This window comes from Porphyrobacter sp. MBR-155, from assembly GCF_040547625.1.
Lineage (GTDB): Bacteria > Pseudomonadota > Alphaproteobacteria > Sphingomonadales > Sphingomonadaceae > Erythrobacter.
Genome location: NZ_JBEPQB010000008.1, coordinates 37,716 through 49,825 on the forward strand (window position 1 = coordinate 37,716; position 12,110 = coordinate 49,825).

Consider the following 12,110-nt stretch of genomic DNA (forward strand, 5'->3'; position numbering starts at 1 on the left):
CGCTATCAAGACCTCTAACGCGTCGCCCGCAGCGCGTGGAGCATCCGGGTAAAGTGCCTGGGGTTCCACACATCCTGGTCCTCGCCCCAACCGATCTTGCCGTCAAAGTCCCAGCGCATCAGCTGGTTGGTGCCGTACCCCGCCTCGCTCATCCGGCTGACCGAAAAGCCTTCGATAGTCATGGTCCGGCCCAGCTGGTCGGTCAGTTCGACCTGCATATAGCTGGACCAGCCGGTTTCCGGATCGCGGAAGGTGCGCATCCGGCTCTTGGACGAATCCAGATTGCCATAGACCCCATCGCGCAGCAGGTAACCGCCGTTCATCGGGCTCCAGCCATTGGCCGTGCCATCCTGCGAGCGTACGAAGCCGAGGAAGCCGCTGCAGCCATCGGCATGGCCGAAGATGTACTGGATCCGCCCGCGGCCGCGTTCGCGCTCGATCTCGCGCCAGCGCGGGCCGCCGCGGTGCTTCACCCGGTCAAGATCGGTTGCATAGTTCTGCTTACGGCTTTGCGCATAGGGACCGCCGCGCGGCCCCCAGGTGCGGTCGCGGACCGACCAGCAATCCAGCTTGATGTCTTCCCCGTCCAGCCGCAGCGTGCCGGTGATGTGGCCCAGTTGATCATAATGCGGGGTCTGGATGAAGGGCGGCTCGCCCGGTTCGAACCGGCGCGGGGGGTGGGCCCCGGTGTGGATGAAATCCAGCGCGAAATCGCGCTCCCTGTCCTCGTACTGCAGGTGGTATTTCATCCCCGGCTCCAGCATTTTCAGGCTGTAGCCGCCGTTCGGGAAGGTGATGTCGCGCAGGTCCGGATTGTCCGGCATCGGCGCTTCTTCAACCTTCTTGTAATAGACCATCCGAGCCGGATCAAACCCGCGCGCGTCCCAGCAGAAGATCCGCCAGGTCACTGTCTTGCGGTTGGGGTAATAGGGGGTGTGGATCCAGCCGCCGATCTTGCGTTCCGGCACGTTCCACGACCACCAATTGGTCTCCGTCTCATAAGGATCGTCGGACAGCGGATGATAGCAATCGTCCTCGGGCTTGAAGGCATAGGGGTCGTCAGCCGGGTTGCTCATCGTCGTCCTCTCGCGTGTCGTTAGGCGTAATAGTAAACCTGGTTATATAGGTTTCAAGCCCGAAGTGCTTGCCAGCTGAGCCATAATTGACATACCGTCAATACCAATCGCCGCCATGGCGGCCTTGGGAGAGATTCGACGTGCGGCCATTGCCCGAACTGACTGCAGAGAACACCGCCTTCTGGACCGGGGGCGAACACGGCGAATTGATGATCGCCTTTTGCGGCGATTGCCGCAAGGCGGTCCATCCGCCGCAGCTGCTCTGCCCGGCCTGCCATTCGCAGGCGATGGCCCCGCGGGCGGTGGTGGGGACCGGCACGGTGTACAGCTTCACTGTCAACCATCAGCCGTGGCTGCCGGACATGAAAGTGCCCTTCGCCATTGCCGTGGTCGATCTGGACGATGCCCCCGGCGTGCGGGTGACGGCTTCGGTTATGACCGACGATCCGGACAGCGTGCAAATCGGCCAGCCGATGCGGATCGCGTTCGAAGCAAGCGGCGATGTCTGGCTGCCGCTATGGCGCCCGGCGGGAGACAAGGCATGAACGCGCTTGCCAAGGCCGCGATCACCGGGGTGGGTATGTCCGACATTGGCCGCAACACCGGCCGCCCGGCCATGCTCCACCTGGCCGAAGCGGCCGACCGGGCTCTGGCCCGAGCTGACCTGACCTGCGCCGACATTGACGGGATCGCGACCTATCCCGGCAAGGCCGATGGCAGCCCCGGCATGTCGCCGCTCGGCACCGGGGAAGTGCGCGGCGCGTTGGGCCTGAAGACCCGCTGGCACAGCGCCGTGCCCGATGGCCCGGCCCAAATGGCTCCGATCATGGTAGCGGCAATGGCGGTGATGACCGGCCAGGCGCGGCACGTGCTGTGCTTTCGCGCGCTGACCGAAAGCTCCTCGCAAAGCGCCGGGCGGCGGGCCAGCATTCCCGGTGCCGACAAGAACCAGATTGGCGGCTGGCTGAGCTGGCTGGTCCCGATAGGCGCGATGTCGGCCTCCAACTGGGCCGGGTGGATTACCAACCGCTATTTTCATGAATTCGGCATGACCCGCGAACACCTAGGCATGATCGCCGTGGCCGAACGCCAATGTGCGCAGCTGAACCCGCAAGCGGTGATGCACAAACCGCTGACTATGGAAGATTACCTCGCAGCACGGATGATCTCCTCCCCGCTCGGCCTGTTCGATTGCGATATTCCGATCGACGGCGCCGCAGTGGTAATCGTCTCTGCTGCCGATGCTGCGCGCGATTGCCGCCTGCCGCCGCTCTCGATCGAAGCGATGGGATCTGCCCTCAGCTCTCTAGAAACCTGGGACCAGCGTCCGGACCTGACTACCATGGGCGCCCACGACGCCGGAGCCGACCTGTGGAGCCGAACTACGTTCAAGCCGAACGACGTGGATGTACTCGGCCTTTACGACGGATTCTCAATATTTGTGCCTATCTGGCTAGAAGCACTCGGTTTTTGTGGCCATGGCGAGGCCAAGGACTTGATCGCCAGCGGCGCCATCGGCCCGCGCGGGCAGTTTCCGGTCAACACAGGCGGCGGACAATTGTCTGGCGGTCGCCTGCATGGATTCGGCCTGCTGCACGAGGTCTGCCTGCAACTGTGGGGCGAAGCCGGCGCGCGCCAGGTGGCGAACGCGCGGACGGGCGTTTGTGGCATGGGCGGCGGCTTCATCGCCGGGGCCATGCTGCTCAATCGCGCCTGAACGCCGTTTCGCCCGCAATCATCGTCAATTGCAAGCGCTCAGCCGACAGGTCAGTGAGAACCTCGGACAGTGTGCCTTCGCAAAGGATCAGGTCAGCCGCTTTGCCAGGGGTAATGTCCTCCGAGCAGTATAGACGCAGGGCAGTGATGGCATTTATCCGCTGGCCTGGTCCCAGCACCAATCCCCCTGCCGTGCGTCGGACACAGGCTGCACGCATGGCAAGCCAGGGGTCGGCGCTGGCATAAGGTGCGTCAGACCCGGCCAGCATGGCAATACCAGCGTGCAGCAGTCCGGCTGCAGGGTACAGCTCCTCCCACACCTCCGGATTGATCGTAGCGGCATAGCGATCGCCCCGGTCGTGGATAAAAGCGGGGTTCGTCACCACCTGCAAACCCATATCAGCGATCACCGGCACGAACGCGGCTGGGATCAACCCGCCATGCTCAATCCGGTCACAGGGCCGGGCTCCTCCCGCTGCCTCTAGCGATGCAAGGTAAATTGCCAGTTCGGCCTCGGTCACGCAGTGCGCCGCGACGGCGCGACTGCTGGCTCGTGCTGCGGCAATACGGTGTGCCAATTCGTCCACCGCTGGCAAGTCGCGTTCGTCGAGATCAAGCTTGAGCGGCCCGAGTCGGTAACCGACCCCCACCACCAGCGCCTCGCTTCCCATCAGGGTCAGCCGTTGTGGAACCGCGTCGGCGAGAATTCGTGCTTCCTCCGGGCCATTATGCGCCGTAGCATCGGTCAACGCGGTCACACCAAGGGCGGCAAGTGACCGTCCCTCTGCCTCCAAATCCGGCAAGGTTTGTGGCAAGGCCTGAGCCAGCCAGCGATCCTCGCGCCAAAATCGGCCAGTAGGCTGGCCAGCGGCATTGCGTTCGGCACCTGGCGGCAGGGCCAATCCCTGCAGCTGCTTCAGCGCGAGGCTGTTGAGCACACGCAGCGCCCCGGTTCGATCAGCAAGGCGCACCGGGCGATGCTCTACCCATCTGTCTAGCAACGCCGCATCGGGTATCCCGGCGGCACGTTCGTCGTAACCGACAGCCCTGATCCAGCCATTTCCTGGCGAGGTGCGGAGGCGATTTGCCACCTCGTCCGTGCCGGTAAGGCCCGCCAGATCGACCGACTGCCGCCGGGCTGCTTGGGCGAGGATATGGAGATGATGGTCATGCAAACCGGGCAAGAGTAGCCTCCCCCGCCCATCTATTTCCTCACTCGCCCGATCAAGTTTGGGCCCGACTGCGGCAATCATGCCCCGCACAATCGCTACATCGACCGGCGGCCCGCCCCACGGGCATACGTTGCGCAGAACTAGGGGCATCGCAGCGACTCCGCATAGGCAGCAGCGACCCTGGCCATGGCCAAGTCGATCAATCCACGCTGCCCGGCGAGCACCGCCAGAGCCCCTTCCAACCCGGTCAAGGGATCGGCAAGGGCATCACCAAGAAATCGCGGCGCACCGTGCTCCCATTGCACAAGACCGCCAGCCACCGCGCAGTCATCACCAAAGCCAACCCGCACAGCGCCCTGTCCAGTAAACCCGTGTGCCGTAATCGCCACCCAGGTGAGGTTCGGGAACTGCTCAGGTTCTAGCCCGAGGCGGGCGAGCGCGGCGGGGCGGGCAGAGGTAACCAACACTTCGGCTTCGGCCAGCTTGGCGCGCAGTGCCGCACGCCCGGCATCATTGCGCAGGTCAAGCGGCAGCCGCATCTTGCCGCTGTTGAGCCGGACATCAAGCAGCGGGGAACTGACTGGGGTCGGGTCGGGCCGACCCGCGCTCTCGATCCGCACAACCCGGCTCCCGGCCTGGGCGAGCAATCCGGCGCATAGCGGCCCGGCCCAAAGTGCGGATAGGTCCACAACGAGTTCTGGTACGTGTGCGATGACAGGGCCGGTCAGGGATTGTGGCATGCTCTCACCCGGTAGAGCGACGGGAAGCTGTAGTTCCACCGCACGGTCGCGTAGCGCCATCGCGCTCTGGCCAGCGGCATAGGTGGCCATGTCAGCCTCTCCCTTGCACAAGGCTGGGAGCAGTTCCCGGTCGCACTCGCGCGCTAGGTTCAGCGCCAGCCAGCCGTCAGCGCAGCGCAGCAGGTGACAATGCCGATTGGCCGAGGTCAGTCCCGGCTCCGCCAGTCCGCTCAGCGCATCCCGGGCCAGCAGTTCCGCCGGAGTTAACCCAAGCTCAGCAAGGCGGGGTTCAAGCAAGGCGTGAAGCGCGGCGGTCATCGCTCGATCGCGTGGATCAGCCCCCAGTCCAGCGCCTGCCGCGCCCCGATCCGAAAGGCACCCAACGCCAGCCACAGCAACCGGTGCCGCCCAATCGCGTGGGCCAGCGTGACCGTTCCCCCCGCACCGGGGATCAGGCCCATTCGCAATTCGGGCAATTGCACCACCAGATCTGGCGCGGCCACGCGGAAGGCCGCAGCGGCCGGGACTTCGATCCCGGAACCAATACAGGCGCCGTGGAGATACACTTCGGCCCGCGCGTCCAGCCGGTGGAGCAGCCGCGCGCAAGACCGCTGGGTGCGAATCACATGGGCGGCAGCAAGGTCATGGGCACTACCAAATTCGGAAAGGTCGCCTCCGGTTGAAAAGCAGCGCCCTTCGGCCCGAAGCGTAAGGCTCGGCTCGCTAGGATCCTCCAACACATTGGCCAACGCTTCGTAGAGAGCATCGCGCATCATGGCGGTCATCGCGTTATGGTTGCCGGGCGAGACGAGCCACAGGGTGACAGTATCGCCATCGCGGTCGTAGCGCACCGGCGGCAGCTCTTGCGCACCGCTGCTGTTGCGCTCCGCCCCAGCCATCCACTGGGCAAACTCCCCGCCGCCAAGGAGCGCCGAATAAGTCAGCGATTCCATTTCCAACGCGTCCTCGAAGTCTAACCTTTCGCCCAGCCGCAGCAAACGGGCGAGCACGGCAGTAGCAATTGGAGCCTGCGCTGCAGTCTGGTCTACGGTGGTAAGTTGTGTTTCCAGCCGTTCCGGCGCAACGCTCACCCACGGTGCCGGCGCAGCGGCGCGGCTGGTGACCAGCGCGTCGTAGCCAGCGGGGTCGACCTGCGGCAGCGCCCCACCGCGGTCGACCAGCACCGTCACCGCGCCAGTCGGCACAGCCTCACCAGGCGCCAGCATTACTAGCGGCGAACCGCTTAGCGGGGACAGGGCCTCTGCGGCGAGCAGGTCGGTCGGATCGGGCATAATGCCCCGCTTCTTGGGGCAAAGCCGCCCGTCAGGCAATCGCCCCCTTGGCCTTCAGCGCCTCGATCTTGTCCCATTCCAGCCCCATTTCCATCAGGAACAGTTCGGTATGCTCGCTCGCCTCAGGCGCACGGGTGTTGCTGACCACTTGCTGATTGAACTGGACGGGGTTGGAAACCAGCTTGATCGGCTTGCCGCCATCGGCGCTTTCCACCTCAAAGATCCAGCCGTTGGCCGCGACCTGTTCGTCATTCTCGATATCGAGCGGCGACTGATAGGCGGCCCACTGCCCTTTCATCGTCTTGAGCCGTTGCATCCAGTAGCCAAAGGGCTGCTTGAGAATGGCGGCGCGGACCAGCAGGTGCGCGGCCTCGGAATTCTCGGTCAGTTGCTCGATGGACGAAAAGCGCGGATCTTCGACGCATTCGGGAATGTCGAGGTGGGCGAAGGTATCCGCGATCAGCTGCGAGGGCGAAAGCACCGTCAGATTGATGTAGCCTCCGTCGCTGGTCTTGAACACGCCCATGAACGGGTTGGAACCGACCACGGTTTTGCCGGGCAGCGGGTTGGCAAAGGGATCGACCTGCATTTCGATGCAGACGTCAATCGCGCAGGCCGTGGCCCAGATGCCCGAAGACAGCAGCGAAACGTCGACCTCGGTCGCCTCGCCGGTGCGTTCGCGGTGGAACAGTGCGGCGGCGATCCCGCCGGCGATGTTCATGCCGCCGATGGTATCGCCATAGGCCGGACCCGGCTGGGTCAGCGGCCCTTCCAGCTCGCGTGGGGTGGCCAGGATGGCCGAGCCGCCGCGCGCCCAGAAGGCGGTGGAATCGAACCCGCCCTTGTCGCGTTCCGGCCCCTTCTCGCCAAAGGCAGAGCCGCGCACATAGATGATGTCGGGATTGGCGGCGCGGATGTGTTCCAAGTCGATCTTCAGCTTCTGACGGGCGCTGGGCAGGTAATTGGTCAGAAAGATGTCGCAGGTCTTGGCGATCTCGTAGAGTAGCTCCTGCCCTTCCGGCGTCGAGATATCGATGCCGACACTGCGCTTGCCCCGGTTAGGGTGCTGCATTAGCGCGTTGCGGCGCTGGTCGAGGGCAAAGCGCTGCAATTCCTTGATCCCGCGCTGCGCGTCGCCACGCACCGGGTGTTCGATCTTGATCACGTCAGCACCCCAATCGGTCAGCACCGCACCCGCCGCCGGAACGAAAGTGAACTGCGCCACTTCCAGCATCCGGATGCCCTTCATCACCTGGGTCATTTGCCCACTTCTCCCTTATCGCGCACTGAAGCTGATTACTTTCTGGTAGGTGAATTCATTGAGGCCATCCTCGCCGTATTCGCGGCCATAGCCAGAGCGCTTGATCCCCCCGAAAGGCGCGTCGGACAGCATGGTCCCGGCCCCGCCGTTGATCGAAACCCCCCCGGTGCGGATCCGCAAGGCCATTTCATAGGCTTTGCCCGCATCGGCCGAAAAGATCGCGCCAGACAGGCCGAAGTCGCTGGCATTGGCGAGCGAAATGGCTTCCTCGTCATCGTCATAGCCGATCACCGCACCGATCGGCCCGAAAACCTCTTCTTGGGCTAGGCGGCTGTCATTCTTCACATTGTCGAACAGCGTTGGCTCAAAGAAGAAGCCCTTGTCGAAACCGTCTGGCCTCTTGCCGCCCGAAACCAGAGTCGCGCCTTCGTCCTGCGCGATCTGGACGTATTGCTCGGTCCGCGTCCGCGCCACCTCGCGGATCAGCGGGCCATAGCTAACCGTGGGATCGGCGGGGTTGCCGATCTTGATGTGCGCCAGCATTCCTCTCAGCATTTCGACGAATTGCGGGCGGACCGAATTATGCACCAAGTGCCGAGTTGTCAGCGCGCAGCCCTGCCCGCAGTGGACCGTAAAGCCGCCCAGCCCGGCCATCGCCGCCTGTTGCAGATCGGCATCGGGGCGGACGATCAGCGCGGACTTGCCTCCCAACTCCATCACGATTCGCTTGAGCGTCGGCGCACCCTGGGCCTGAATCATGGCACCCACCTTGTCCGATCCGGTGAAGTGAACGAGATCAACGCGCGGATCGCTCGTTAGTATCTGCCCGGCCTCGATATCTCCGGTTACGATGCTCAGCACGCCCTTCGGCAAGCCGGCCTCGTCCGCGATCTCGCCCAGGATCAGCGCTTCCATCGGAGTATAGGGTGAGGGCTTCAACACCACGGTACAGCCGACCACCAGCGCAGGCACAACCTTGCCGACGTTGAGAAAGAATGGGAAGTTGTAGGGCGATATCGCCGCCACCACGCCGACAGGTTCGCGCACCACCACCCCGGTGCCCAGCGTGGTCGTGCCTGCGGCATTGGGAGTCAGTTCCACAGGCAGGCTGGTCACCGCCGGGCGGCTCGCCACTTCCACCGTGCGGCGGGCGTGCTTCATCGGGATGCCGTATTGCATGAACCCTGCCAATATCTGGGTTGCCCCGGCTTCGGCGACGATCATCCGCACGATATCGTCGCGTCGCGCTTCGATGCAATCGAGGAAGCGATGCATCAAAGCCTGGCGCTGAGCGACCGGCAGGCGCGGCCAGTCGCCATGGTCGAACGCGTGGCGAGCGGCAGCGATCGCCGCTTCGACCTGTGCGACGCTGCCAACCGGGGCCTCGATCAGAAGGCTTTCGTCCGCCGGGTTAATTATCGCCTCGCGTCCGGGGGCAGGTTGCCATTCACCGCCAATGTAGACGCAGTCTGGGTGTTTTAGGAAAGTCATCGCTTAGTCCTCAGTTCGGGTCCCAAATGATCGGCAGGTTGCGAATCGACAGCAATCCGGGAGTTACGGTGGTATCGGTGCCGGGCTTGACCCGGAATTGCGGCACCCGCTGGAAAAATTCGTCGAGCAGAATGCGCAGCTCACGCCGGGCCAGGTGCGCACCTAGGCACAGATGTACCCCGCCGACGAAGGTGTAATGGCGGTTGGGGCTGCGTGCGGGATCAAACTTGCGCGGTTCGGGAAACTGCGCTGGATCGAAATTGCCCGAGGAATTGAGGCAAGTAATGTAGTCCCCTGCCTTCAGTGTAACCCCGTCCCACTCCAGATCCTGCTTCACGAGCCGGAAGGAATTGACCAATGGCTGGGTCCGCAGGAATTCCTCCACCGCGCTGTTGCGCAGGTCAGGTTCAGCCCGCAACCGCGCTTGCAGGTCTTGATCCAGCGCCATGCGGCGGAACATCTGGCTAATGGTCGAAGCGACCGTATCCAGCCCACCCAACCACAGAAACCAAGTCATCCCGATCACTTCGTCTGGCTCCAGCGGGCGACCATCGATCTCGCCATTAGCGATATAACTGCCCAGCCGTTCATCTGGCCGGGCCTGTTTTTCGGCAATGAATTCACGCAGGTAGGCAATCACCTGGCGCACCGCATCGCCCATCCGCTGGTGATCGCGTGAATGGAGGATTTCCCATTCCCAGACTAGGAACTGCTCGAACATCGAGAACGGCAGACCCATCAGGTCAAGGAAGACCTGGACCGGATAGACTCGGCCAAAGTCATAAGCGATGTCGACTTCGCCCTTACCGGCAAAGCCCTCGATCATTTCCACCGCCATGGCCCGCACCTGCGGCTCCAACTTCTTTAAAGCGACCGGCGTGAAGTGACTGTTCAAAAAGCGGCGATAGATGCCATGTTGCGGCGGATCGACCCCCAGCGGCAATGAAGGGAAGGTTTCACCGGCGAGCAGCTGAAACTGCGCGACCCCTTGGGTGCTGAAGTGGTCGTTGTCCTCATAAACTCGCTGGATATCGTGGTAATGCGAGACGCACCAAGTGCCCTTGGACTTGTCAATGAACGGATAGGGGCTGTAGAGAAGACGCGGCACCCCGGGCGCGCGCAGGATGTCCGTTTCGACATAGGGGTCGAGCAGGTCGTTGGGGCTGTGGCCCATGGCAAAGCGCACATCCACTACCCGGTCGCGCGGGACATGAGCCGGGGCGGGTTCATCGACCCGCCAGACGTCTGGCACCGCGTAAGCCTGTTGATCGGTCATTTTCCGGTCCTCTTCAAAAATCGGTTCCGCCATCGATGTTGATCAACGCGCCGGTCAGGTAGGCGGCCTTGTCCGACAGCAGGAAAGCGATCAGCTCACCCGCTTCGCGCGGGTCGCCGATCCGGTCTAACGCGGCCTTCATGCCATAGCGGTCGCGCATCTCGCTCCAAAGCACGGCAGGATCGCCTCTGCCCAGCGCCTCGGTTGCCGTGGCACCGGGGGCCATGCAGTTGGCCCGGATGCCATCGGCACCGTGAGCCTTGGCCAGACCCTTGGTCAGCACCGCCACCGCCGCTTTCATCGCCGCATAATGCAACAGGGCCGGTTTGGGCGCGCGCACCGAAAAGGCCGCACAGGTAACGATCGAACCGCCCCCACTTGCCCGCAGCGCCGGAACCCCCACCCGCAAGGACCGCACCACGGTCAACACCTGGGTGTCGAACATTTCGGCCCATTCGGCATCCGACAGACCAAGCGCATCGCCGCGCGAGCCGATCGGGCCAGCGGTGACGGCAATCCCGTCAAGCCTTCCGAGATGGGCCACGCCGCGCGCCACCGCCGCCTCCAATCCGCCCTGATCGCTGCCTTCGCCGTGACCGCCGAGTTCATCCGCCACCTGCCGGGCGCGCGCTTCATCGCGCCCGATCAGGACGATGCGGTGCCCCTCGTCCGCCAGAATGCGCGCTGTCGCCAGCCCGATTCCCGCAGTACCGCCCACCACGATGTGGCAACGGCCGCTCATGCCGAGGCGAACATCCGTTCGATATCGCCGGACGTCACCGGGCGGCGCGCCTTGCCGACCAGGTCCATGCTGTCGGTTTTCAGCCCGCCTAAGTTGTGGCGCGGGGACACGTCCACGTCCTTGCCCAGTTCGCGCAGGTGACCGACGGTGCAGTTGGCCTTTCCGCCGTTCAGCGCTAACGCGTCAAAGCTGTATTCGCGGATCACGTTTTCATGGGTGATCTTGTCGATCACCGTGCGGTCCAGCCCGTTGACCGAGGCCCACAGGTATTCTGGCACGTTCGGCCAGACCGTGTCCGAATGTGGATAATCGCATTCATAGGCGACCATGTCGGCGTTCATGTAATCGAGGTTCTTCACCCCGAACTGGTCATCGATGAAGCAACTGATGATGTGCCGCTTGAACACATCCGAAGGCCGTTCGGCGCCGAAATCGCTGAACGTCCATTCGTGGTGGTGTTCATAGGTAAAGTCGGCCCGCTCCAGGAAATAGGGCACCCAGCCGATCCCGCCTTCGGACAGGGCCATGCGCAAATCCGGATAACGCTTCCAGAAGCTGGCGAACGTCCAGTCGGCTGCCGAATTGGCGATGGAGATTGGCATGGCGGTGATCCACGCGTCGATCGGGCTTTCCGGGCTGGGGTGCAGCGCCCGCGCGCCGGTGCCGATGTGGCAGTTGATCACCATCCTGTAATCGTTGCAGGCCTTCCAGAACGGTTCCCAGTATTCGTTGTGGATGCTGGGCAGGCCGATGTTGGACGGGTTGTCGGAAAACGACACGGCGTGAACACCAAGGTCGCTCATCCGCTTCAGTTCCTTCAGTGTCTCGGCCATGTCCCAGGCAGGCACCAGACACATCGGGATGAACCGGCCGGGGGCGGCGGCGCACCATTCCTGCACGTGCCAGTCATTCCAGGCGCGGACCGCCAGCAGGGATGCCCCCGGGTCCTTTTGCGCCATGCCGACGAAGACTCCGCCCGCAAAGCTGGGCATGGTGGGGAAATTCAGGCTGGCCAGCACGCCGTTGGCGTTCATGTCATCGACGCGCAGCTTGGGATCATAGGTGCCGGGGCGGAGCTGGTCGAACGTGGTCGGCTCCATCCCGTATTCGCTGCGCGGGCGGCCGACCACGGCGTTGAGGCCGATGGTGGGAAAGCGCGCGCCGTTCCACAGCCAGATGTCCTTGCCGTCTTCATGAACGATCCGGGGGGCCTGGTCCTTCTTGCCTTCAGGATAGTGGCGGATGAACGCCTCGGGCGGTTCGATCGCGTGATCGTCCACGCTGATGATCACCATGTCTTCCATCTGCATCATACGTCTCCCGGGTGCCGGCCACGGCCCGTTG

At 63.6% G+C, this 12,110-nt stretch carries 11 protein-coding genes; 2 read left to right on the plus strand and 9 right to left on the minus strand.

All coding sequences use genetic code 11. The annotated features are described in order from the left end of the window. Positions 1–14: 14 nt before the first annotated feature. Complete coding sequence (locus ABIE62_RS10105; RefSeq protein WP_354325709.1) at positions 15–1,076, minus strand: DUF7064 domain-containing protein; 1,062 nt, start codon at positions 1,074–1,076, stop codon at positions 15–17. An 86-nt stretch (positions 1,077–1,162) separates the two neighbouring features. Here ABIE62_RS10105 and ABIE62_RS10110 point away from each other — a divergent pair, with 86 nt between their 5' ends. Together ABIE62_RS10110 and ABIE62_RS10115 are read left to right on the plus strand one after the other, a co-directional pair. After that, positions 1,163–1,621 (plus strand): Zn-ribbon domain-containing OB-fold protein, encoded by a 459-nt coding sequence (locus ABIE62_RS10110; protein WP_354325710.1) that lies wholly within the window; start codon positions 1,163–1,165, stop codon positions 1,619–1,621. Then, entirely contained in the window at positions 1,618–2,793 is a 1,176-nt protein-coding gene (locus ABIE62_RS10115) for a thiolase family protein (RefSeq protein ID WP_354325711.1), read from the plus strand. The genes ABIE62_RS10110 and ABIE62_RS10115 overlap by 4 nt, the downstream gene beginning before the upstream one ends. On the opposite strand, the gene ABIE62_RS10120 is transcribed toward ABIE62_RS10115, so the two are convergent. The 8 genes from ABIE62_RS10120 to ABIE62_RS10155 are packed head-to-tail and all read right to left on the minus strand — an operon-like array spanning position 2,780 to position 12,079. Next, complete coding sequence (locus tag ABIE62_RS10120) at positions 2,780–4,114, minus strand: amidohydrolase family protein (protein WP_354325712.1); 1,335 nt, start codon at positions 4,112–4,114, stop codon at positions 2,780–2,782. The genes ABIE62_RS10115 and ABIE62_RS10120 overlap by 14 nt on opposite strands. Next, the gene (locus tag ABIE62_RS10125; protein WP_354325713.1) at positions 4,105–5,022 is read right to left on the minus strand and encodes a CoA transferase; all 918 of its coding nucleotides are present in this window, start codon (positions 5,020–5,022) and stop codon (positions 4,105–4,107) included. The genes ABIE62_RS10120 and ABIE62_RS10125 overlap by 10 nt, the downstream gene beginning before the upstream one ends. Then, positions 5,019–5,996: an enoyl-CoA hydratase/isomerase family protein gene (locus ABIE62_RS10130; RefSeq protein ID WP_354325715.1), complete on the minus strand. Its 978-nt coding sequence runs from the start codon at positions 5,994–5,996 to the stop codon at positions 5,019–5,021. Before ABIE62_RS10130 ends, ABIE62_RS10125 begins: the two co-directional genes overlap by 4 nt. A gap of 31 nt (positions 5,997–6,027) precedes the next feature. Further along, positions 6,028–7,257 carry a CaiB/BaiF CoA transferase family protein gene (locus ABIE62_RS10135; RefSeq protein ID WP_354325716.1) on the minus strand — a complete coding sequence of 410 codons (1,230 nt, stop codon included), beginning with the start codon at positions 7,255–7,257 and terminating at the stop codon, positions 6,028–6,030. A gap of 15 nt (positions 7,258–7,272) precedes the next feature. After that, positions 7,273–8,748 (minus strand): aldehyde dehydrogenase family protein, encoded by a 1,476-nt coding sequence (locus tag ABIE62_RS10140; RefSeq protein WP_354325718.1) that lies wholly within the window; start codon positions 8,746–8,748, stop codon positions 7,273–7,275. A gap of 10 nt (positions 8,749–8,758) precedes the next feature. After that, positions 8,759–10,024 (minus strand): cytochrome P450, encoded by a 1,266-nt coding sequence (locus tag ABIE62_RS10145; RefSeq protein WP_354325720.1) that lies wholly within the window; start codon positions 10,022–10,024, stop codon positions 8,759–8,761. Between the two features lie 13 nt (positions 10,025–10,037). After that, on the minus strand, positions 10,038–10,766 hold the full coding sequence (locus ABIE62_RS10150) for an SDR family NAD(P)-dependent oxidoreductase (RefSeq protein WP_354325721.1): 729 nt from the start codon (positions 10,764–10,766) through the stop codon (positions 10,038–10,040). Then, positions 10,763–12,079, minus strand: a complete 1,317-nt coding sequence (locus ABIE62_RS10155; protein WP_354325723.1) for an amidohydrolase family protein — start codon at positions 12,077–12,079, stop codon at positions 10,763–10,765. The genes ABIE62_RS10150 and ABIE62_RS10155 overlap by 4 nt, the downstream gene beginning before the upstream one ends. Positions 12,080–12,110: the final 31 nt, after the last annotated feature.